Raw genomic sequence first — 20,839 nt, 5'->3', positions numbered from 1 at the left:
CATTTTAAATTTTCGATGGTTAGCATCGCTGTCTCCTTTTTTATGGCAAATCAGGCGGGAGCAGCCAATACCTGGACGGAAGCGCGTAGCGACGCAATGGGCGGAACGGGTGTCGCGGCAGGGAGCTATGGCAGCGGGGCGTTAATCAACCCCGCGTTGCTGGCAAAATCTAAGCCCGAGGATGATGTGACGGTTATTTTGCCGTCCGTTGGCGTGCAGGTGACCGATGAAGACAATCTTCAGGACGAGATTGATACCATTAACGACAAAATCAATCATTACAAGGATGTGGTTGATAGTCTGACCCCCATTGAAGTTATCACCAATCCATTAGGTTCGATCAATCAGTTCCAGGGCGCAGCGAAAGATCTCGCTGATGAACTGGACTACCTGAAAGGCAAGACCGCACACGCCACCGCAGGGGCGGGGATTGCCGTCAGTATCCCTAACGATGTTCTTTCCGTGGCCTTTATGGCAAAAGGCTATGCCCATGGCCGGGTCAGCTCTTCAATCGATCAGCAGGACATTGATTATCTGCGCGGTATACAACGAAGCGATGCGGTGGCTGCCGGTGTGGCGCTGGATGCCGTGCTAAACGGTACCGATCAGATCACCAAAAACCTTAACTCTACGGCGTCTGGTCGGGTGGCGATTGTGTCCGACTACGGTATTGCGGTGGCCCGTCAGTTCGATCTTGGCGGCGTTCCGGTTTCCGTTGGCGTCACGCCGAAGTTGCAAAAAACCTGGCTCTATAACTACACCACCTCAATCTACGATTACGACAGTAATAAGTGGAACGACAGCCGCTACCGTACCGACGACACTGGCTTCAACGTCGATGCCGGTATTGCGGCTGATTTCGGTGAAAACTGGACGGTCGGTGTGAGCGGACAAAACCTGATGTCGCGCGATATCGATACCAAAGATATCCGCATTCGCAACGGACGCACGGGAGAGGTAGTGAGTTATAAAGACACCTATCAGATCCGTCCGCTGGTCACTGCCGGGGCCGCCTGGCATAACGATCTGGTCACGCTTACCGCAGACGGCGATCTGACCGAAACCAAGGGCTTTAAAAGCGAAGACACCTCCCAGTACGTTGGCGTCGGTGCCGAAGTCACGCCGCTGAGCTGGCTGGCAGTACGCGCCGGATATCGTGCGGATATGAAAGGGAACGACAGCAACGTCTTTACCGGCGGTGTCGGTTTCGCGCCGTTCAACGCCGTCCACGTTGACCTGATGGGGCTTTATGGCGAAGACGAGACCTGGGGCGCAGGGGCACAGTTGAGCATGACGTTCTAAAGCCCACCGGAGGCGCTGCGCCTCCGGCTTTTCTTTATGCTATAGTAGCGCCCCTTTTCCACCAGATGCTTAAAACTTCGCCATGTCGTCAGAATTCCAGACCGCTTTCCCTGCACACCGTTTCTCCATTGCGCCAATGCTCGACTGGACGGACAGACACTGCCGCTATTTCCTGCGCCAGCTCTCCCGCCATACGCTGCTGTACACCGAAATGGTCACTACCGGCGCAATTATTCATGGCAAGGGCGATTATCTGGCGTACAGCGAAGAGGAGCATCCGGTTGCGCTGCAACTGGGTGGCAGCGATCCGGCTGCGCTGGCGCAGTGCGCGAAGCTGGCTGAAGAACGCGGCTATGACGAGATTAACCTCAACGTCGGTTGCCCGTCCGACCGTGTGCAAAACGGTATGTTCGGCGCGTGTCTGATGGGTAATGCACACCTGGTGGCGGACTGCATCAAAGCGATGCGCGACGTCGTCTCTATCCCGGTCACGGTCAAAACCCGTATCGGCATAGACGACCAGGACAGCTATGAGTTTCTGTGTGATTTCATCAACACGGTATCAGGGAAGGGTGAATGCGAGATGTTTATCATCCACGCCCGTAAAGCCTGGCTCTCAGGCCTCAGCCCGAAAGAAAACCGCGAGATCCCGCCGCTGGACTACCCGCGCGTGTACCAGCTGAAACGCGACTTCCCACACCTGACCATGTCGATCAATGGCGGTATTAAGTCGCTGGACGAGGCCAAAGCGCACCTCGAACATATGGATGGCGTGATGGTCGGACGCGAGGCGTATCAGAATCCGGGCATTCTGGCGACGGTTGACCGGGAAATCTTTGGCGTTGAGGATGCTGACACCGATCCCGTGGCCGTAGTGCGCGCCATGTATCCGTACATTGAGCGCGAGCTGAGTCATGGTACGTATCTGGGCCACATTACCCGCCATATGCTTGGCCTGTTCCAGGGCATTCCTGGTGCGCGCCAGTGGCGTCGTTATCTCAGCGAGAACGCGCATAAAGCCGGTGCGGATATTGAGGTACTGGAACACGCGCTGCGTCTGGTTGCGGATAAACGTTAAATTTCGCTAAAAGATGGTCAAATACGCCACGCCCTGCAACACATTGCGGGGCGTTTTGCTTTCAGAACAACAACTTATTTTTGGCATGATTCTTGTAACGATCGCAGCATCATTCGGGAACTCGTGGGAGAGCACCATGCTTGAACTACTTTTTGTGATTGGTTTCTTTATCATGCTGATGGTCACGGGCGTGTCGCTGCTCGGTATCCTGGCCGCGCTCGTTGTGGCCACGGTGGTGATGTTTGTCGGCGGTTTATTTGCCCTGACGATTAAACTCTTGCCGTGGTTACTTCTGGCGATTGCGGTGGTATGGGCGATACGGGCGATTAAATCGCCAAAACTGCCCAGTTATCAGCGTAATAACCGCTTCCGTTACTAAGGTATTGAGGGGTACGTCACATACCTGCAACTTTTCCGGCAGCAATCCTTAGAACAGAATAGGATTTACTTATCGAATCTGTCACTATGGCTGCCGCTAAAGAATTCATCGAGCTGTACCCTACATACAGCCGAACTAAAAAAAGAAAGGGCTTCCCACGGGAAGCCCAATTTCTTTTTATGGCTCAGGGAATTAACAGACTCGACCCCTGCGTTGCCCGGCTCTCCAGCACCTCATGCGCACGTTGCGCATCGGTCAGCGGATATTTCTGCGCCTCTGCCACATCCACTTTAATCACCCCGCTGGCGATCAGCGAGAACAGCTCGTTGCTGGCTTCCTCAAGTTCTTCCCGGTTGGTGATGTAACCTTGCAGGGAAGGGCGAGTGACGTACAGTGATCCTTTCTGATTCAGAATGCCCAGGTTCACCCCGGTGACAGCCCCGGAGGCGTTACCGAAGCTCACCATCAGCCCGCGACGTTGCAGGCAGTCCAGCGAAGATTCCCAGGTGTCTTTCCCCACCGAGTCATACACCACGCGGACCTTTTTGCCGCCAGTGATCTCTTTTAGCCGCTCAACGATGCTCTCTTCCCGGTAGTTGATCACCTGCCATGCGCCCGCGTCCAGCGCACGCTGCGCTTTTTGCGCGCTGCCTGTGGTGCCGATCAGCTTCGCGCCCAGGGCTTTCGCCCACTGGCAGGCGATCAGCCCCACGCCACCTGCGGCTGCGTGAAACAGGAATTGCTCGTCAGGCTTAATTTCGTAGGTTTTACGCAGCAGATAATAGACCGTCAGCCCTTTCAGGAATGAGGCGGCAGCCTGCTCGAAGCCGATCGCATTTGGCAGAAGCGCCGCTTTCTCGGCCGGAACGTTATGGATGGAGCTGTAAGCGCCCAGCGCCGACTGCGCGTACACCACGCGATCGCCTTCCTTAATGTGCTTAACCGCGCTGCCCACTTTGCTGACGATGCCGGCCGCCTCTGTGCCCAGCCCGCTCGGCATCGACGGAGGCGGATAAAGGCCGCCGCGAATATAGGTATCGATGTAGTTAATGCCGATAGCTTTGTTTTCCACCTGGATTTCGTTCTCGCCAGGCGCAGCGGGGGTAAATTCCACCGCTTTGAGTACGTCAGGGCCACCATGCTTGTGAAATTCAATACGTGTTGCCATGCTTCCTCCAGAATGTGGTAATCTTTCGACCCACTCTTTATCTCGGTAACTCCATTCACTATGGCAGGAAACAAACCCTTCAACAAACAGACTGAACCTCGTGAGCGTGATTATCAGGTCGCCGGGTTAAAAGTCCCGCCGCACTCGATTGAAGCGGAACAGTCGGTGTTGGGCGGTTTAATGCTGGATAACGAACGCTGGGACGACGTCGCCGAGCGCGTTGTCGCGGAAGACTTCTATACCCGCCCGCACCGCCACATCTTTACGGAAATGGCGCGTTTGCAGGAGTCGGGCAGCCCGATCGACCTGATTACGCTCGCAGAATCGCTGGAGCGTCTGGGACAGCTCGACAGCGTCGGCGGATTTGCCTATCTGGCAGAACTGTCAAAAAACACGCCAAGTGCCGCGAACATCAGCGCTTACGCTGATATAGTTCGTGAACGTGCCGTTGTCCGCGAGATGATCTCGGTGGCGAATGAGATCGCCGAGGCCGGTTTCGATCCCCAGGGGCGCACCAGCGAAGATCTGCTCGACCTGGCGGAATCCCGCGTCTTTAAAATCGCCGAAAGCCGTGCGAATAAAGACGAAGGCCCGAAAAACATCGCCGATGTGCTCGACGCCACCGTCGCACGTATTGAGCAGCTTTTCCAGCAGCCGCACGATGGCGTGACGGGGGTGAACACCGGTTATGACGATCTCAACAAGAAAACGGCAGGTCTTCAGCCGTCGGATTTGATTATCGTGGCCGCACGTCCGTCGATGGGTAAAACGACATTTGCAATGAACCTCGTCGAAAACGCGGCGATGTTGCAGGATAAGCCGGTGCTTATCTTCAGTCTGGAGATGCCCTCTGAACAGATCATGATGCGTTCTCTGGCGTCCCTCTCGCGCGTGGATCAGACCCGCATCCGTACCGGTCAGCTGGACGATGAGGACTGGGCGCGGATCTCCGGCACCATGGGGATTTTGCTGGAAAAACGGAACATCTATATTGATGACTCCTCCGGCCTGACGCCGACGGAAGTGCGCTCCCGCGCGCGCCGTATCGCCCGTGAACACGGTGGCATCGGTCTCATCATGATCGACTACCTTCAGCTGATGCGCGTTCCGTCGCTTTCCGACAACCGTACGCTGGAGATTGCCGAGATTTCGCGCTCGCTCAAGGCGTTAGCCAAAGAGCTGCACGTGCCGGTGGTGGCGCTGTCGCAGCTTAACCGCTCTCTGGAACAACGTGCAGACAAGCGCCCGGTCAACTCCGACCTGCGTGAATCCGGCTCCATCGAGCAGGATGCCGACTTAATCATGTTCATCTACCGTGATGAGGTTTATCACGAGAACAGCGACCTGAAAGGGATCGCCGAAATTATTATTGGTAAGCAACGTAACGGCCCCATCGGTACGGTACGTCTGACCTTTAACGGCCAGTGGTCGCGTTTCGACAACTATGCCGGTCCTCAATATGATGATGAGTAATTTCTAAGGAATTCAAATGCAAGCGGCAACTGTTGTTATTAACCGCCGCGCTCTGCGACACAACCTGCAACGTCTGCGAGAACTGGCGCCCGCCAGTAAGCTCGTTGCAGTCGTGAAAGCGAACGCTTACGGACACGGTCTTCTTGAGACCGCGCGAACGCTCCCCGATGCCGACGCTTTTGGCGTCGCCCGTCTCGAAGAAGCTCTCCGCCTGCGCGCAGGTGGAATTACGCAACCGATTCTGCTCCTCGAAGGCTTTTTTGAAGCCTCGGACCTGCCGACCATTGCCGATCAGCACCTGCACACGGCGGTGCATAACGAAGAACAGCTGGCCGCGCTGGAAACGGCCGAACTGAGCGAACCGGTCACCGTCTGGATGAAGCTCGACACGGGCATGCACCGTCTGGGCGTGCGGCCGGAAAGCGCGGAGGCGTTTTATCAGCGTCTGTGTCAGTGCAAAAATGTGCGTCAGCCGGTAAACATCGTCAGCCACTTTGCCCGCGCCGATGAGCCTGAATGCGGCGCAACGGAACAGCAGCTTGATATCTTCAATACCTTCTGCGAAGGCAAACCGGGGATGCGCTCGATCGCGGCATCCGGCGGTATTCTGCTGTGGCCGCAGTCGCACTTCGACTGGGCGCGTCCGGGCATCATTCTTTACGGCGTATCGCCACTGGAGCACAAACCCTGGGGGCCGGACTTTGGCTTTAAGCCGGTGATGTCGCTGGTTTCAAAGCTGATTGCCGTGCGTGAGCACAAAGCGGGAGAGCCGGTAGGTTACGGCGGCACCTGGATCAGCGAGCGCGATACCCGTCTTGGCGTGGTGGCGATGGGCTACGGTGACGGCTATCCCCGCGCCGCACCAACGGGCACGCCGGTGCTGGTCAACGGTCGTGAAGTGAAGATTGTCGGCCGCGTGGCGATGGACATGATTTGTGTTGATCTGGGGCCCGACGCGCAGGATAAAGTGGGGGACGATGCGGTGATGTGGGGCGAAGGCCTGCCGGTAGAACGTATTGCTGAAATAACAAAAGTGAGTGCTTACGAACTTATCACGCGTCTTACCTCAAGGGTCGCGATGAAATACGTCGACTAAGCATGAGCGGGATGCGGTGCATCCCGCTTCTGTTAACATCCCCTCGATCTTCTTCCGCTTCCGGTTTATTGTTGAATTCCCTGCCTCATAATAATCCGGAGAACATCGCGTGTTTCAGAAAGTAGACGCCTACGCCGGCGACCCTATCCTCTCCTTGATGGAGCGTTTCAAAGAAGATCCTCGCAGCGACAAAGTGAACCTCAGCATTGGTCTTTACTACAACGAAGACGGCATCATTCCTCAGTTGAAAGCCGTTGCCGAAGCTGAAGCGCGTCTTAACGCAACCCCGCACGGTGCTTCGCTTTATCTGCCGATGGAAGGATTAAACACCTACCGCAACACTATCGCGCCGCTGCTGTTTGGTGCGGACCACGCGGTGCTCGCGCAAAAGCGCGTAGCGACTATCCAGACGCTGGGTGGCTCGGGTGCGCTGAAGGTAGGCGCAGATTTCCTGAAAAAGTACTTCCCGGATTCCGGCGTGTGGGTCAGCGACCCGACGTGGGAAAACCACGTTGCGATCTTCGAGGGCGCGGGCTTTAAGGTTGAAACTTATCCGTGGTTCGACAGCGAAACGAACGGCGTGCGCGTTGATGCGCTGCTGGAAAAACTGAACACCCTGCCGGAGCGCAGCATCGTATTGCTGCATCCGTGCTGCCATAACCCGACGGGTGCGGACCTCACCAATGCCCAGTGGGATGCGGTGATCGAGATACTGAAGGCGCGTAACCTGATCCCGTTCCTCGACATCGCCTATCAGGGCTTTGGCGCGGGCATGGAAGAAGACGCCTACGCCATTCGCGCGATTGCCAGCGCGGGGCTTCCCGCTCTGGTCAGCAACTCCTTCTCAAAAATCTTCTCCCTGTACGGCGAGCGCGTTGGCGGTCTGTCCGTGGTGTGTGAAGACGCTGAAGCGGCGGGCCGCGTGCTGGGCCAGCTTAAAGCGACGGTCCGCCGTATCTACTCCAGCCCGCCGAACTTTGGTGCGCAGGTGGTGGCGACAGTTCTCGGTGACGAAACACTGAAATCGTCCTGGCTTGCCGAAGTAGAAGCGATGCGTAAGCGCATCCTGTCGATGCGTCAGGAGCTGGTTAACGTCCTGAAAGAGGCCGTGCCTGGGCATAACTTTGATTATCTTCTCAAGCAGCGCGGGATGTTCAGCTACACCGGACTGAGCGCAGCGCAGGTCGATCGCCTGCGTGAAGAGTTCGGTGTCTACCTGATCGCCAGCGGCCGTATGTGCGTGGCGGGTCTGAATGCCAGCAACGTCCAGCGCGTGGCGCAGGCGTTTGCAGCTGTGATGTAAGTACTCACTACTTATTATCTCCCTCTCCCTGTGGGAGAGGGCTGGGGTGAGGGCATCAGGCCGCAGAAAATCTTGCCCGGTGGCGGCTGCGCCTTACCGGGCCTACATCACTCATCCACACTTTGTGATCGTCTTCTTTTTATTCCGCTTCATAAGTAAAAACTCCTTTCCTTCCCCTCCCGCTGGGGTTATGGTCGGATAGTTTTTTGACCATCCGCTCAAAATAAAAAGATAACAAACTGAATATTCAGGGGAAAATATGCGCAAGATCACACTGGCGCTCAGCGCCGCCTGCTTATTGTTCTCGCTTAATAGTACCGTTGTTGCGCGGGCTTCTGCACCCACGCCGCTTTACACCGGCACCACCGCCGCCATTCTTGCCGAACAGGCCCCCATTCACTGGGTTTCAGTGGCACAAATTGAAAACAGCCTGACGGGTCGCCCGCCGATGGCCGTGGGCTTCGATATTGACGATACCGTTCTCTTCTCCAGCCCCGGTTTCTGGCGCGGCAAAAAAACGTACTCCCCGGACAGCGAAGCCTATCTGAAAAACCCGGAATTCTGGGAAAAGATGAACAACGGCTGGGATGAGTTCAGTATCCCGAAAGAGGTTGCCCGCGCGCTGATCGCCATGCACGTAAAGCGCGGCGACAGCATTTACTTCGTGACCGGACGTAGCCAGACCAAAACCGAAACCGTCTCGAAAACGCTACAGGATGATTTTCTGATCCCGGCGGCCAGCATGAATCCGGTCATTTTTGCCGGGGACCAGGAAGGGCAAAACACCAAAACCCAGTGGCTGGAAAAGAAAAATATCAAAGTGTTCTACGGGGATTCAGATAACGACATCACCGCGGCGCACGACGTGGGAGCCAGAGGCATCAGGGTGTTACGCGCCTCGAACTCCACCTACCGACCGCTGCCGATGGCCGGAAAATTTGGTGAAGAGGTGATCGTTAACTCTGAATACTGATGCATTAACGGCGGGGTGAATGCTTTTTTAAGCAAATCTCGCTGCGCGGGTTTTACCTTTCGCTTTCTTGCTGCACACTTAGAAAGATTCACCTTTCATAATGGAGCAGCACATGTGGTATCAACAGACCCTGACCTTAAGCGCAAAACCACGCGGATTTCACCTTGTGACGGACGAAGTCATCGGGCAAATCCGCGACCTGTCGCGCGTCAAAACGGGTTTGCTGCATCTGCTGCTTCAGCACACGTCTGCTTCTCTCACGCTCAATGAAAATTGCGATCCCACCGTCCGGTCTGACATGGAGCGGCATTTTCTGAAAACCGTCCCGGATAACGCCCCGTATGAGCATGATTACGAGGGGGCGGATGATATGCCCTCACACATCAAATCCTCTTTGCTGGGCGTCTCGCTGATGCTGCCGGTCCACAACGGACGGTTACTGCTGGGAACGTGGCAGGGGATCTGGCTGGGAGAACATCGCATTCACGGTGGTTCGCGTAAAATTATCGCAACGCTACAAGGGGAATAAAGATGACAATTTCGGAGATACTTCAGTACTGCATGAGCAAGCCGGGCGCAGAACAGAGCGTTCACAGCGACTGGAAAGCCACGCAGATCAAAGTGGGGGATGTGTTGTTCGCGATGGTGAAAGAGGTGGATGCGCGGCCAGCGGCATCACTGAAAACCAGTCCTGAACTGGCCGACTTACTGCGCCAGCAGCACGATGATGTCAGGCCTAGCAAGCATCTGAATAAAGCACACTGGAGTACGGTGTTTCTCGACGGCTCGCTGCCAGATTCGCAAATTTACTACCTGGTAGATGCGTCGTATCAACAGGCGGTAGAACTGCTGCCGGAAACGATCCGACAGCAGCTCTCCGTGTAACGATTACAGCAACGGTTTGAGGAAGCGCGCGGTGTGCGAGGCTTCGCACTCTGCAACGGTCTCTGGCGTACCGGAGACGAGGATTTCACCGCCGCCGCTGCCGCCTTCCGGGCCGAGATCGACAATCCAGTCCGCGGTTTTAATCACGTCCAGGTTGTGCTCAATCACCACGATGGTGTTGCCCTGATCGCGCAGCTGGTGCAGCACGTCCAGCAGCTGCTGGATATCCGCAAAATGCAGGCCGGTGGTCGGCTCATCCAGAATGTACAGCGTCTGACCGGTACCGCGTTTAGACAGCTCACGCGCCAGCTTCACGCGCTGCGCTTCACCACCGGACAGCGTTGTCGCTGACTGCCCCAGACGGATATAGGTCAGACCCACATCCATCAGGGTTTGCAGCTTACGCGCCAGCGCAGGGACGGCGTCAAAGAACTCGCGCGCCTCTTCGATGGTCATATCCAGCACTTCGTGGATGGTCTTGCCTTTGTACTTAATCTCCAGCGTTTCACGGTTATAGCGCTTGCCTTTGCACTGGTCGCACGGCACGTAGATATCCGGCAGGAAGTGCATCTCAACCTTGATTACGCCGTCGCCCTGGCACGCTTCACAACGGCCGCCGCGCACGTTAAAGCTGAAACGTCCTGGCGTGTAGCCGCGCGAACGCGCTTCCGGCACGCCGGCAAAGAGTTCACGTACGGGCGTAAAGACGCCGGTATAGGTCGCCGGGTTGGAACGCGGCGTACGGCCAATCGGGCTCTGGTCGATGTCGATAACCTTGTCGAAATGCTCCAGCCCCTGAATGTCGCGGTACGGTGCAGGTTCAGCCAGCGTCGCGCCGTTCAGCGCCGTCTGCGCAATCGGGAACAGCGTATCGTTGATCAGCGTCGATTTACCGGAACCGGACACGCCGGTGATGCAGGTAAACAGCCCGACAGGCAGCGTCAGGGTCACGTCCTTCAGGTTGTTGCCGCGCGCCCCGGTTAGCTTCAGCACTTTTTCCGGGTTCGCCGCCACGCGCTGTTTTGGTACTTCAATTTTGCGCTTGCCGCTCATGTACTGGCCGGTCAGCGACTCGGGCACCGCCATAATGTCTTTCAGCGTCCCTTCTGCCACCACCTGTCCGCCGTGCACGCCAGCGCCCGGGCCGATGTCGATCACGTGGTCCGCGGCGCGGATCGCATCTTCGTCGTGCTCGACCACGATTACCGTGTTGCCGAGGTTACGCAGGTGAACCAGCGTGCCGAGCAGGCGTTCGTTGTCGCGCTGGTGCAGGCCGATAGACGGCTCATCCAGCACGTACATCACGCCGACCAGACCGGCACCAATCTGGCTCGCCAGACGGATACGCTGAGCTTCACCGCCGGAGAGCGTTTCAGCCGAGCGGGAAAGCGTCAGGTAGTTCAGGCCAACGTTCACCAGGAACTTCAGGCGATCGCCAATCTCTTTCAGCACTTTTTCGGCGATTTTTGCGCGCTGGCCGGAGAGCTTCAGGTTGTTAAAGAAGTCCATCGCGTGGCCGATGCTCATGTCTGAGATGGTCGGCAGCGCCGTGTTTTCGACAAACACGTGACGCGCTTCGCGACGCAGACGTGTACCCTCGCAGGTGGCGCAGGAGCGGTTGCTGATGAACTTCGCCAGCTCCTCACGCACCGCGCTGGATTCGGTCTCTTTGTAGCGGCGCTCCATGTTGTGCAGCACCCCTTCGAACGGGTGGCGACGCACGGAAGTGTCACCGCGATCGTTCATGTACTTGAACTCAATGTTCTCTTTGCCGGAACCGAACAGGATCACTTTATGTACGTTCGCGCTCAGGCTGGCCCACGGGGCTTCAACGTCGAACTTGTAGTGCTCCGCCAGCGACTTCAGCATCTGGAAGTAATAGAAGTTACGCTTGTCCCAGCCGCGAATGGCGCCACCCGCGAGCGACAGCTCCGGATTCTGGATCACGCGGTCAGGGTCGAAATACTGCTGAACGCCCAAGCCGTCACAGGTCGGGCACGCGCCCGCCGGGTTGTTGAACGAGAACAGGCGCGGTTCCAGCTCGCGCATGCTGTAGCCGCAAATCGGGCAGGCAAAGTTGGCGGAGAAGAGCAGCTCTTCCGCTTTTGCATCGTCCATGTCTGACACCACCGCCGTGCCGCCCGACAGTTCCAGCGCCGTTTCAAAGGATTCCGCCAGACGCGTCGCCAGATCTTCACGTACCTTAAACCGGTCAATCACCACTTCGATGGTGTGTTTCTTTTGCAGCTCCAGCTTTGGCGGATCGGACAGGTCACACACTTCGCCGTCGATACGGGCGCGGATATAGCCCTGGCTTGCCAGATTTTCCAGCGTTTTAGTATGTTCGCCCTTACGCTCTTTAATGATCGGCGCCAGCAGCATCAGGCGTTTGCCTTCCGGCTGCGACAGCACGTTATCCACCATCTGGCTGACGGTCTGGGCCGCCAGCGGAACGTCGTGATCCGGGCAGCGCGGCTCGCCCACGCGCGCATACAGCAGACGCAGGTAGTCATGGATTTCGGTAATGGTACCGACCGTGGATCGCGGGTTATGCGACGTGGATTTCTGCTCAATGGAGATAGCAGGAGACAACCCTTCAATGTGGTCGACATCCGGTTTTTCCATCAGCGACAGGAACTGACGCGCGTACGCCGAGAGCGATTCAACGTAACGACGCTGTCCTTCGGCATACAAAGTGTCGAAAGCCAGTGAGGATTTGCCAGACCCCGAAAGCCCGGTCACGACGATGAGTTTGTCGCGAGGGATTATGAGGTTGATATTCTTGAGATTGTGGGTGCGGGCGCCCCGAACTTCGATCTTATCCATTCACCTTTCCCGGTTGGAACACGGATTGCCTGATTTGTTTGAAGGACAAACGGCTGTCAGAAACGGCTAATTATGACACAAAATGACCTGTTTGAATATACAGTATTGGAATGCATTTTCTGATTCACTGTGTAACAATGTCGAGTCCGCGAGAGAACTCTGGAACATGCTACGCAACTATCAAAGTGTCGCATGGAAATGGTACACTCGCGCGTTTACACTATTAAGAAACGTATTCAGGAGACACGAACATGGCCAGCAGAGGCGTAAACAAGGTGATTCTCGTCGGTAATCTGGGCCAGGACCCGGAAGTACGCTACATGCCGAGTGGTGGCGCAGTTGCCAACATTACGCTGGCTACTTCCGAATCCTGGCGTGATAAAGCGACCGGTGAAATGAAAGAGCAGACCGAATGGCACCGCGTTGTGCTGTTTGGCAAACTGGCTGAAGTGGCCGGCGAGTATCTGCGTAAAGGCTCTCAGGTTTACATTGAAGGCCAACTGCGTACCCGCAAATGGACCGATCAATCCGGTCAGGAAAAATACACCACGGAAGTGGTGGTGAATGTTGGCGGCACCATGCAGATGCTGGGTGGCCGTCAGGGCGGCGGCGCACCGGCAGGTGGCGGCCAGCAGCAGGGCGGTTGGGGCCAGCCTCAGCAGCCGCAGGGCGGCAATCAGTTTAGCGGCGGCGCGCAGTCCCGTCCGCAGCAGCAGTCTGCTCCGGCACCGTCTAACGAACCGCCAATGGATTTCGACGACGATATCCCGTTCTGATATCCAGACGCGTGAAACACAAAAAACCCAGATAATGTCTGGGTTTTTTTATAACAGGCTATCAGGTAATCACCATCGGCCAGTCTGGTGGGGTGTGGCTCATGGCTTCAACCATCACCACTTTAATGTTTTCCCAGACAGCGGCTATATCCACCAGCGTAATACCGAGCAAACCTGTTGCGAACCAGCATGCGGCGCCTAACCCTAACAGGGTGCTAATCACAGCAAGACCTGCGTAGTCGGACTTTCGGAACTGAATGTTTAACGTGCTGGCCAGGAACATCAAAACCGCGCTCAACAACGGCCAGCGCAGGAGCACCATGCTGGTGGTAATGGTTGCCATAAAACTCATCCTCGACAAAACAGACGAACTGGAATGAAACAATGTTTCTCGTTACATAAGATGTGTGAACTATATCACATTTGCTGTTTTATTAGCCAGTATCCGCGTGAGGTAAAAGTGGGTTTATTACCAGGGAAAATATATCGTCGTCGCTCGTATCCGCGTCTGGTCGGAATTTTTATTTTTAATTCATTCAGATAGCAAAACCTTTGCAAAACACCTTCGGCTGTATAGCGTTTACAGCAGTATGTCTATGGATTATGCTTGTGTGGAACAATAAATGTACCCGCAGAAATAATTCATCGCATTGAATTAATTGCCTTTTTTGGATTTTATATTCTTTGTTTTACACTCAGCATGCTCTTTGATTTCGTGGTCTTATTCTTTTATTCAGATATGAGTTATTGCGGTTGCTCTCTCGATTAATGACCTGCGAAAAGATAATGAAAGAACAAAGACGCGAGATTATTAACGACAGCATGCAGGCGCTGCACGCCCTGGCGAAGCTGATGCCGCAACTCAACGCGCAGTGTTCGCCGGTGGAAATGCTGGAAACCATCAACAGCGCTCTGGGGGCAAATCTCTCGTGGGTCAGTGTCGAATCCGCAGACGGGCCGCGCGTGGTTTGTGCCGGCGACGTGACGTGTCACGCCTTCAACGTGGCGGATTTTCTTGCCAGCACCCTGTTGCAGCGGCATCACCGCGCCTGGCGGGTTATCTACTGGAAAGCGCATATTGGCCGGGCGGTATTTTCCCCTCAGCACCCGGGCTATGCGCGGCTGCAAAGCGGCGTCCTGTGTAAACTCTCAGCGCATGGCAGACAGTGCAGTGGTTATTTCTTTTTGGCTTTTAATGGAAAACTTACCTCGTTGCCGATACTGAAAAATATCGTGGTGGTATTGGTTGAGAAGCTAAAAGATTATTTTGATGACATCATCGTGCGGGAAAAAACGGCGCAAGAAATGCAGCGCGTCGTCACGCAATATAAAACCTTATTTGAGCGTGCGCCGGTATTAATGAACGCCTTTGACAGGCATAACCGGTGTGTATTGTGGAATGCCGAATGCGAAAAAGTCTTTGGCTGGAGTATGACTGAAATCGACGAGCACCCCGATCCGCTGGCCCTGTTTTATCCGGATCCCGAGGAGCGACAGCGCGTGCAGGAGTCGGTTCGTTTCGCACCACTTAAGGATATGTACGAATGGCACCCGGTGCGTAAAGACGGGACGCAGTTAACGATTCTCTGGTCAAACATCCTTTTGCCGGATAACTCCATTCTCAATATTGGCCTGGATATCACCGAACGTAAAAAAGCAGAACAGCAGCTGACCGTCAAAGCCACCACGGACGATCTGACGGGCTGTCTGAATCGCTCGACAATCTTACAGCAGCTCAAAATGGCGCTGGCAGCCAGTTCGCCGCAGGATGTCAGTAGCCACTTCTGTCTCCTGATGTTCGATCTCGATTATTTCAAGCAGATTAACGATCGGTGGGGACATCAGGTTGGCGATGCGGCATTGATTCACTTTTGCGACCGTATTCGCGAGGTGAGCCCGGCCGGGTCAGCGCTGGGACGGGTGGGGGGCGAAGAGTTTGTTCTTCTGCTGGCGCGTACGGATGGTATGGCCGCTACGTTGCTCTCTTCTCGCCTGCGTGCCGCGCTGATCTCAAAACCGCTGCGTGTGGGCGATAAAACGCTGGTACTCTCCTTCAGCGCCGGGGTGGTTGAAGTCTGTCAGGGGCAACGAGATACTTCTGCCATACTGATGCGTGCCGATAAGGCATTATATGACGCCAAGCGTACGGGAAGAGGAAAAACGGTCCTGGCGTCTGATTATTTATAAATCAGCATAAGAACAAAGAGCAGGCTATTTCAGCCAGCGAATTTTCCACACCTGTCGCGGGTAATTATTTTCCTTATCAGAAACGAAATGAATACTTTTAGTTTGGCTTACGGGAAAATATTATCGGCATCACGAATTTTAGGATTTCTAATACCAAAAGTCAGTTGCTAACTTCCTATGATTCATGCAACGTAATCACCTGTTTATCAAAGCAGCCGGTCTTCATTGCTACAGGCGTACAACATGCAGGGATACAGAGCGGGAAATGAATCGTAGCGCGCGGCGCAAAATGCTCAAAGTGGTCGGGATTATCATGGTAGTTATACTGCCGGTGATGCTTGCGCTATGGTTTGCCCAGCTTAGTGCAGTGTCGGAAATCAGCGCCCAGCTGCGCACGTTTGCTGAACTTGCTTTAAATAAAACTGAACGGGTTATTCAACAGGTTGACCTGGCCCGGAAAGACGCGGAAAAATATCATGGCAAAGTGTGTACGCCGGAGCATCGTCAATATATGTTGAACGTTTCCCGCGGTCGCCTTTTTGTTGCCGATTTAATTTATGCTGATGGCCAGGACTTTCTCTGCTCGACCCTTTTTACGCCGGAGCATCCTTACATCATCCCCGCTGCCAATTACACACGTAAACCCGACGTTGCTATCTATTATTTTCGCAATACACCATTTTTTAATGGTTATAAAATGATATATATGCAGCGCGGAAATTATGTCGCAGTGGTCAACCCGCTTTCGTATAGTGAGGTGATGTCAGACGATCGTTCCCTGTCGTGGGGAGTGTATGACACCGTCAGCAATGCATTCTTTTCTGTGAGCCAGAAAGCCAATATTTCTTTATTGCATTCGATGCTTCGACATCAGGAAACGACTTTTCAGAAAGATGACCGTTTTTATACGATCGTAAAATCAGAGCAGCGGCCCATTGCGGCCATCGTTTCAACCTCCAGTGCCCGTTTTTATAAAACGCTTTATCATCAGGCTACCCTGACGCTACCGCTAGGGATAATTTGCAGCATTATTATTCTGCTGGTGTGGTCGCGTACACATCGTGAATTCAATTCGCCTGGCCGACTTCTGCACCGTGCGCTGAATAAACGCCAGCTGTGCGTCCATTATCAGCCCATTATTGATATTAAAAATAACCAATGCGTGGGGGCAGAGGCGTTGTTGCGCTGGCCTGGATTCAACGGTCAGGTTATGAGCCCGGCGGAATTTATTCCTCTGGCAGAAAAAGAGGGGATGATTGAGCGCATTACGGATTACGTCGTGGAGGAGGTGTTCAGCGATCTGGGCCATTTTCTTGCCGCTCATCCCGATCTGTATGTCTCGATTAACCTGTCGGCGTCAGATTTCCACTCTTCACGTCTTATCGCCCTGATCTCCGACAAAGCCCGCTTTTACTCGGTTCGCGCGCAGCAGATCAAAATTGAGGTGACGGAGCGGGGGTTTATTGACGTGCCGAAAACCACGCCGGTCATTCAGGCGTTTCGTCAGGCGGGGTATGAAGTGGCGATTGATGATTTCGGAACCGGCTACTCTAACCTGCATAACCTCTATTCGCTGAACGTCGATATCCTGAAAATCGACAAATCCTTTATCGATACCTTAACCACCAACAGCACCAGCCACCTGATTGCCGAGCACATCATTGAGATGGCGCAAAGCCTGCGGCTGAAAACCATTGCGGAAGGGGTCGAGACGGGGGAGCAGGTGAGCTGGCTGCTGAAGCGTGGCGTACAGTATTGCCAGGGATGGCACTTCGCGAAAGCGATGCCGCCCCTGGCATTTATGGCCTGGCAGCAGCAACCCTTGCGTTAACACGCATTAATTGAGCTGATGGCGGTAGTCGCTCGGCGTACGGTCAAACTCGCGGCGGAAGACGCGGGAAAAGGTCTGCTGCGACACATAGCCCAGATCCATTGCGATATCAAAAATGGGCCGCTGCGTTGAGCGTAACGCCTGCGCCGCCAGCAGGAGCCTGCGCTGGCGAATGTAATCACCCAGCGTTTGATGCATTACGGTGCGGAACATTCTCTGTAAATACCATTTCGAATAGCCCGACTTTTTAGCGACCACATCAATGTTCAACGGCTGGTCGATATGTTCATCAATCCATTCAATAAGCGTCTGAATAATTTGCTGATGCGACATAAGGTTACCCCTCTGTGGAGACATCTGTCCTGGTTGATTCGTCATTTTCTCTGCGGGGGAGTATAATTCCTCAAGTTAACTTGAGGTAAAGAGGTTTTATGGAAAAGAGATTACCGCGCATCAAAGCACTGTTAACCCCCGGTGAAGTGGCTAAGCGAAGCGGTGTGGCGGTGTCGGCGCTCCACTTCTATGAAAGCAAAGGGTTAATAAAAAGTATCCGTAACGCCGGAAACCAGCGGCGCTACACGCGCGATGTGCTCCGCTACGTGGCGATTATCAAAATTGCGCAACGTATCGGCATTCCTCTGGCCACCATTGGTGACGCGTTCGGCGTATTGCCGGAAGGGCACTCACTGAGCGCGAAAGAGTGGAAGCAGCTGTCGTCCCAGTGGCGAGAAGAACTGGATCGTCGTATTCACACGCTGGTGGCCCTGCGCGATGAACTGGATGGCTGCATTGGTTGCGGGTGTTTATCACGTAGCGATTGCCCGCTGCGTAACCCGGGTGACAGGCTGGGCGAGCAGGGAACAGGGGCACGGTTGCTGGAGGAGGATTGAGAGGTGTTTGCCGGGTAAGGCGCAGTCGCCACCCGGCAACAAACATAAAGAACTAAAGCGCCACTAAGGGCGCTTTAGTTTTTTCCGGTCTTTGTCTTTCTCTCTATCCCGCTGGCTCACGGGAGGGTTTCCCCCGACATCAGTACCCCTCGTGTCGAGCTTGTGAAGGAGGTTCCGGTTTGTACTGACACTTTAATTTTATGCCCGGCCGCCGTTTTTGCCACCGGAGACGGTGAGATTTTAGCCGAATTTTTTTCGTGAAGTTGTTCAGTTTTCTATAGTTAAAAAGTATGAATCATCGGAGAACATCATGCTAACGGTCCACCACCTTAATCAGTCTCGTTCACATCGTGTCCTCTGGGCGCTGGAAGAGCTGGATCTGACGTACGACATCGTGCGCTACCAGCGCGAAAAAACCATGCTCGCGCCAGACTCGCTCAAAAAAGTGCATCCGCTGGGAAAATCCCCGGTACTCGAAGATAACGGACTGGTTCTGGCCGAATCAGGTGCGATTCTGGAATATCTTCAGGAAACGTATGATTCGGCGTCACGATTCAAACCGTTAGATCCCGCCCATAAAGTGCAGTATCGCTTCTGGCTGCATTACGCCGAAGGGTCTTTGATGCCGCTACTGTTAATGAAGCTGGTGTTTAACAGCCTCGGCAAACCACCCGTCCCGTTTGGCCTGCGCACGCTGGGTAAGGCGCTGGGGCAGGGGGTGCAAAAAGCGTATCTCAACCGCCAGCTGGAAACGCATGCGCGCTTTATTAACGATCATCTTGCCGAAAACAGCTGGTTTGCCGGCGACACGCTGACCATGGCTGATATCCAGATGAGTTTTCCCCTCTTCGCCCTGCTGGCGAGAGGCGGCATCGACAATCTCGACCACATAGCGGCGTGGAAACAGAGAGTGGAGGCACGTCCGGGCTGGCAGACAACGCTTGCGAAAGGCGGCCCGCTGACGATCCCCGGCGAGGGATGAAATTTAACGAAATTGCGCATGGACGATAACGTTTGCGCATCCTCTGCTTAATTCTTCATCGTCATGAGGCAATTTTAGCGAAAAACGAGAAAGTTCAGTTGAAAAGGGCGGGTATTAGGCTAGATAATCGTTTGCCTTAATTTGACCACCCGTTTGTAAGCGCGGAGCTAAACGTTTGCTTTTTCTGTGACGCCCTTTCGTCGCAAACGCAACACAAGGATTTGACGTTTAGCTGGCAGTGGCGTCTCCACCTCGCTTACGGACTTCCTAAAAAACTCTCAGGGGATGTTTTCTATGTCTACGCCATCTGCGCGTACCGGCGGTTCACTTGACGCCATGTTTAAAATTTCTGCTCGCGGCAGCACCGTGCGCCAGGAAGTTGTTGCCGGTCTGACCACGTTTCTGGCGATGGTGTACTCCGTCATCGTGGTGCCGGGCATGCTCGGCAAAGCGGGCTTCCCGCCAGCGGCGGTCTTCGTTGCCACCTGCCTGGTTGCGGGTGTGGGTTCGATTGTGATGGGCCTGTGGGCGAACCTGCCTCTGGCGATCGGGTGCGCCATCTCCCTGACCGCATTTACCGCCTTCAGCCTGGTGCTGGGCCAGCAGATCAGCGTCCCGGTAGCGCTCGGCGCCGTGTTCCTGATGGGCGTGCTGTTCACCGTAATTTCAGCAACCGGCATTCGTAGCTGGATTTTGCGCAACCTGCCGCAGGGCGTGGCGCACGGCACCGGCATCGGTATTGGTCTGTTCCTGCTGCTGATCGCTGCCAACGGCGTCGGCCTGGTCATCAAGAACCCGCTGGACGGCCTGCCGGTTGCGCTGGGTAACTTCGCGAGCTTCCCGGTGATCATGTCGCTGGTGGGTCTGGCGGTGATCATTGGCCTGGAAAAACTGAAAGTGCCGGGCGGCATTCTGCTGACCATTATCGGCGTGTCCATCGTCGGCCTGATCTTCGACCCGACCGTTCATTTCTCCGGGATTTTCGCCATGCCGTCGCTGAGCGATGATAAAGGCAACTCCCTGATTGGCAGCCTGGATATTGTGGGCGCGCTGAACCCGGTGATCCTGCCAAGCGTGCTGGCGCTGGTAATGACCGCGGTTTTTGACGCCACCGGCACCATCCGCGCGGTGGCCGGTCAGGCGAACCTGCTGGATAAAGACGGACAGATTATTGACGGCGGCAAAGCGCTGACCACCGACTCCCTGAGCAGCGTTTTCTCTGGTCTGGTGGGTGCGGCGCCTGCGGCGGTGTACATCGAGTCCGCAGCGGGTACGGCGGCGGGCGGTAAAACCGGCCTGACGGCCATCACCGTTGGCGTACTGTTTCTGCTGATCCTGTTCCTCTCTCCGCTCTCTTATCTGGTGCCAGCTTACGCGACCGCACCTGCGCTGATGTACGTTGGCCTGCTGATGCTGAGCAACGTGGCGAAAATCGACTTCGCGGATTTTGTTGATGCCATGTCCGGCCTGATCACTGCGGTATTCATCGTGCTGACCTGTAACATCGTGACCGGCATTATGATCGGCTTCGCCTCGCTGGTGATTGGGCGTCTGGTCTCCGGTGAGTGGCGTAAGCTGAACATCGGTACCGTGGTCATCGCCGTTGCGCTGGTGGCGTTCTACGCGGGCGGCTGGGCCATCTGAATTGACTTTTTATGCGAAAACGGGTGGCTCAGGCCGCCCGTTTTTA

General features: G+C 55.0%; 19 protein-coding genes. 15 read left to right on the top strand and 4 right to left on the bottom strand.

Features of this window, described 5'->3' with window-relative positions:
- Positions 1 to 15 precede the first annotated feature (15 nt).
- The 3 genes from traF to pspG all read left to right on the top strand — a co-directional run bounded on the left by traF (position 16) and on the right by pspG (position 2,759).
- Positions 16 to 1,302, top strand: a complete 1,287-nt coding sequence (traF, locus tag AM329_RS16505) for a conjugal transfer protein TraF (protein WP_202552625.1) — start codon at positions 16 to 18, stop codon at positions 1,300 to 1,302.
- Positions 1,303 to 1,384: 82 nt separating this feature from the next.
- Positions 1,385 to 2,380, top strand: a complete 996-nt coding sequence (gene dusA / locus AM329_RS16500; protein WP_023315224.1) for a tRNA dihydrouridine(20/20a) synthase DusA — start codon at positions 1,385 to 1,387, stop codon at positions 2,378 to 2,380.
- A 136-nt stretch (positions 2,381 to 2,516) separates the two neighbouring features.
- Positions 2,517 to 2,759 (top strand): envelope stress response protein PspG, encoded by a 243-nt coding sequence (pspG, locus tag AM329_RS16495; protein ID WP_003860302.1) that lies wholly within the window; start codon positions 2,517 to 2,519, stop codon positions 2,757 to 2,759.
- Positions 2,760 to 2,943: 184 nt separating this feature from the next.
- On the opposite strand, the gene AM329_RS16490 is transcribed toward pspG, so the two are convergent.
- Positions 2,944 to 3,927 (bottom strand): quinone oxidoreductase, encoded by a 984-nt coding sequence (locus AM329_RS16490; RefSeq protein WP_003860300.1) that lies wholly within the window; start codon positions 3,925 to 3,927, stop codon positions 2,944 to 2,946.
- Between the two features lie 60 nt (positions 3,928 to 3,987).
- On the opposite strand from AM329_RS16490, the gene dnaB reads away from it, so the two are divergent.
- From dnaB to AM329_RS16460, 6 genes are all read left to right on the top strand, one after another.
- Positions 3,988 to 5,400, top strand: coding sequence for a replicative DNA helicase (dnaB, locus tag AM329_RS16485; protein ID WP_003860298.1), 1,413 nt, complete (start codon positions 3,988 to 3,990; stop codon positions 5,398 to 5,400).
- A 16-nt stretch (positions 5,401 to 5,416) separates the two neighbouring features.
- The gene (gene alr / locus AM329_RS16480; RefSeq protein WP_032608247.1) at positions 5,417 to 6,496 is read left to right on the top strand and encodes an alanine racemase; all 1,080 of its coding nucleotides are present in this window, start codon (positions 5,417 to 5,419) and stop codon (positions 6,494 to 6,496) included.
- Between the two features lie 109 nt (positions 6,497 to 6,605).
- Positions 6,606 to 7,799: an aromatic amino acid transaminase gene (gene tyrB / locus AM329_RS16475; protein WP_023315226.1), complete on the top strand. Its 1,194-nt coding sequence runs from the start codon at positions 6,606 to 6,608 to the stop codon at positions 7,797 to 7,799.
- Positions 7,800 to 8,058: 259 nt separating this feature from the next.
- Positions 8,059 to 8,772, top strand: coding sequence for an acid phosphatase AphA (gene aphA, locus AM329_RS16470; protein ID WP_003860292.1), 714 nt, complete (start codon positions 8,059 to 8,061; stop codon positions 8,770 to 8,772).
- A 112-nt stretch (positions 8,773 to 8,884) separates the two neighbouring features.
- Positions 8,885 to 9,301, top strand: coding sequence for a secondary thiamine-phosphate synthase enzyme YjbQ (locus AM329_RS16465; protein ID WP_022650227.1), 417 nt, complete (start codon positions 8,885 to 8,887; stop codon positions 9,299 to 9,301).
- Between the two features lie 2 nt (positions 9,302 to 9,303).
- Positions 9,304 to 9,657, top strand: a complete 354-nt coding sequence (locus tag AM329_RS16460) for an MmcQ/YjbR family DNA-binding protein (RefSeq protein WP_003860288.1) — start codon at positions 9,304 to 9,306, stop codon at positions 9,655 to 9,657.
- 3 nt (positions 9,658 to 9,660) lie between these two features.
- Here AM329_RS16460 and uvrA read toward each other — a convergent pair whose 3' ends face one another.
- The gene (gene uvrA, locus AM329_RS16455) at positions 9,661 to 12,483 is read right to left on the bottom strand and encodes an excinuclease ABC subunit UvrA (protein ID WP_003860287.1); all 2,823 of its coding nucleotides are present in this window, start codon (positions 12,481 to 12,483) and stop codon (positions 9,661 to 9,663) included.
- Between the two features lie 251 nt (positions 12,484 to 12,734).
- On the opposite strand from uvrA, the gene ssb1 reads away from it, so the two are divergent.
- Positions 12,735 to 13,259, top strand: coding sequence for a single-stranded DNA-binding protein SSB1 (ssb1, locus tag AM329_RS16450; RefSeq protein WP_003860284.1), 525 nt, complete (start codon positions 12,735 to 12,737; stop codon positions 13,257 to 13,259).
- Between the two features lie 61 nt (positions 13,260 to 13,320).
- On the opposite strand, the gene AM329_RS16445 is transcribed toward ssb1, so the two are convergent.
- Positions 13,321 to 13,602 (bottom strand): YjcB family protein, encoded by a 282-nt coding sequence (locus tag AM329_RS16445; RefSeq protein ID WP_003860282.1) that lies wholly within the window; start codon positions 13,600 to 13,602, stop codon positions 13,321 to 13,323.
- A gap of 443 nt (positions 13,603 to 14,045) precedes the next feature.
- Between AM329_RS16445 and AM329_RS16440 the strand changes: the two genes are divergently transcribed.
- Together AM329_RS16440 and AM329_RS16435 are read left to right on the top strand one after the other, a co-directional pair.
- Positions 14,046 to 15,446 carry a sensor domain-containing diguanylate cyclase gene (locus tag AM329_RS16440; protein ID WP_003860281.1) on the top strand — a complete coding sequence of 467 codons (1,401 nt, stop codon included), beginning with the start codon at positions 14,046 to 14,048 and terminating at the stop codon, positions 15,444 to 15,446.
- A 265-nt stretch (positions 15,447 to 15,711) separates the two neighbouring features.
- Positions 15,712 to 17,277 carry an EAL domain-containing protein gene (locus AM329_RS16435; RefSeq protein ID WP_032608248.1) on the top strand — a complete coding sequence of 522 codons (1,566 nt, stop codon included), beginning with the start codon at positions 15,712 to 15,714 and terminating at the stop codon, positions 17,275 to 17,277.
- 6 nt (positions 17,278 to 17,283) lie between these two features.
- On the opposite strand, the gene soxS is transcribed toward AM329_RS16435, so the two are convergent.
- Positions 17,284 to 17,610: a superoxide response transcriptional regulator SoxS gene (soxS, locus tag AM329_RS16430; protein WP_003860277.1), complete on the bottom strand. Its 327-nt coding sequence runs from the start codon at positions 17,608 to 17,610 to the stop codon at positions 17,284 to 17,286.
- Between the two features lie 98 nt (positions 17,611 to 17,708).
- Here soxS and soxR point away from each other — a divergent pair, with 98 nt between their 5' ends.
- The 3 genes from soxR (at position 17,709) to ghxP (ending at position 20,793) form a co-directional block, all read left to right on the top strand.
- A complete protein-coding gene (gene soxR, locus AM329_RS16425; protein WP_003860275.1) occupies positions 17,709 to 18,167 on the top strand; it encodes a redox-sensitive transcriptional activator SoxR in 459 nt (152 codons plus the stop codon).
- 310 nt (positions 18,168 to 18,477) lie between these two features.
- On the top strand, positions 18,478 to 19,149 hold the full coding sequence (locus tag AM329_RS16420; RefSeq protein WP_023324014.1) for a glutathione S-transferase family protein: 672 nt from the start codon (positions 18,478 to 18,480) through the stop codon (positions 19,147 to 19,149).
- Between the two features lie 294 nt (positions 19,150 to 19,443).
- Positions 19,444 to 20,793 (top strand): guanine/hypoxanthine transporter GhxP, encoded by a 1,350-nt coding sequence (ghxP, locus tag AM329_RS16415; RefSeq protein ID WP_023315228.1) that lies wholly within the window; start codon positions 19,444 to 19,446, stop codon positions 20,791 to 20,793.
- Positions 20,794 to 20,839: the final 46 nt, after the last annotated feature.

Origin of the sequence: Enterobacter cloacae complex sp. AR_0002 (assembly GCF_001922365.1) — a bacterium.
Lineage (GTDB): Bacteria > Pseudomonadota > Gammaproteobacteria > Enterobacterales > Enterobacteriaceae > Enterobacter > Enterobacter hormaechei_C.
Note: the sequence above shows the minus strand (reverse complement) of the source record. Positions and strands in the feature narration are given on the sequence as shown.

Excerpts from the sequence above, each read along its gene's own strand:
- traF (WP_202552625.1), top strand. The coding sequence starts at position 16 with ATGGTTAGCATCGCTGTCTCCTTTTTTATGGCAAATCAGGCGGGAGCA.
- dusA (WP_023315224.1), top strand. The coding sequence starts at position 1,385 with ATGTCGTCAGAATTCCAGACCGCTTTCCCTGCACACCGTTTCTCCATT.
- pspG (WP_003860302.1), top strand. The coding sequence starts at position 2,517 with ATGCTTGAACTACTTTTTGTGATTGGTTTCTTTATCATGCTGATGGTC.
- AM329_RS16490 (WP_003860300.1), bottom strand. The coding sequence starts at position 3,927 with ATGGCAACACGTATTGAATTTCACAAGCATGGTGGCCCTGACGTACTC.
- dnaB (WP_003860298.1), top strand. The coding sequence starts at position 3,988 with ATGGCAGGAAACAAACCCTTCAACAAACAGACTGAACCTCGTGAGCGT.
- alr (WP_032608247.1), top strand. The coding sequence starts at position 5,417 with ATGCAAGCGGCAACTGTTGTTATTAACCGCCGCGCTCTGCGACACAAC.
- aphA (WP_003860292.1), top strand. The coding sequence starts at position 8,059 with ATGCGCAAGATCACACTGGCGCTCAGCGCCGCCTGCTTATTGTTCTCG.
- AM329_RS16465 (WP_022650227.1), top strand. The coding sequence starts at position 8,885 with ATGTGGTATCAACAGACCCTGACCTTAAGCGCAAAACCACGCGGATTT.
- AM329_RS16460 (WP_003860288.1), top strand. The coding sequence starts at position 9,304 with ATGACAATTTCGGAGATACTTCAGTACTGCATGAGCAAGCCGGGCGCA.
- uvrA (WP_003860287.1), bottom strand. The coding sequence starts at position 12,483 with ATGGATAAGATCGAAGTTCGGGGCGCCCGCACCCACAATCTCAAGAAT.
- ssb1 (WP_003860284.1), top strand. The coding sequence starts at position 12,735 with ATGGCCAGCAGAGGCGTAAACAAGGTGATTCTCGTCGGTAATCTGGGC.
- AM329_RS16445 (WP_003860282.1), bottom strand. The coding sequence starts at position 13,602 with ATGGCAACCATTACCACCAGCATGGTGCTCCTGCGCTGGCCGTTGTTG.
- AM329_RS16440 (WP_003860281.1), top strand. The coding sequence starts at position 14,046 with ATGAAAGAACAAAGACGCGAGATTATTAACGACAGCATGCAGGCGCTG.
- AM329_RS16435 (WP_032608248.1), top strand. The coding sequence starts at position 15,712 with ATGAATCGTAGCGCGCGGCGCAAAATGCTCAAAGTGGTCGGGATTATC.
- soxS (WP_003860277.1), bottom strand. The coding sequence starts at position 17,610 with ATGTCGCATCAGCAAATTATTCAGACGCTTATTGAATGGATTGATGAA.
- soxR (WP_003860275.1), top strand. The coding sequence starts at position 17,709 with ATGGAAAAGAGATTACCGCGCATCAAAGCACTGTTAACCCCCGGTGAA.
- AM329_RS16420 (WP_023324014.1), top strand. The coding sequence starts at position 18,478 with ATGCTAACGGTCCACCACCTTAATCAGTCTCGTTCACATCGTGTCCTC.
- ghxP (WP_023315228.1), top strand. The coding sequence starts at position 19,444 with ATGTCTACGCCATCTGCGCGTACCGGCGGTTCACTTGACGCCATGTTT.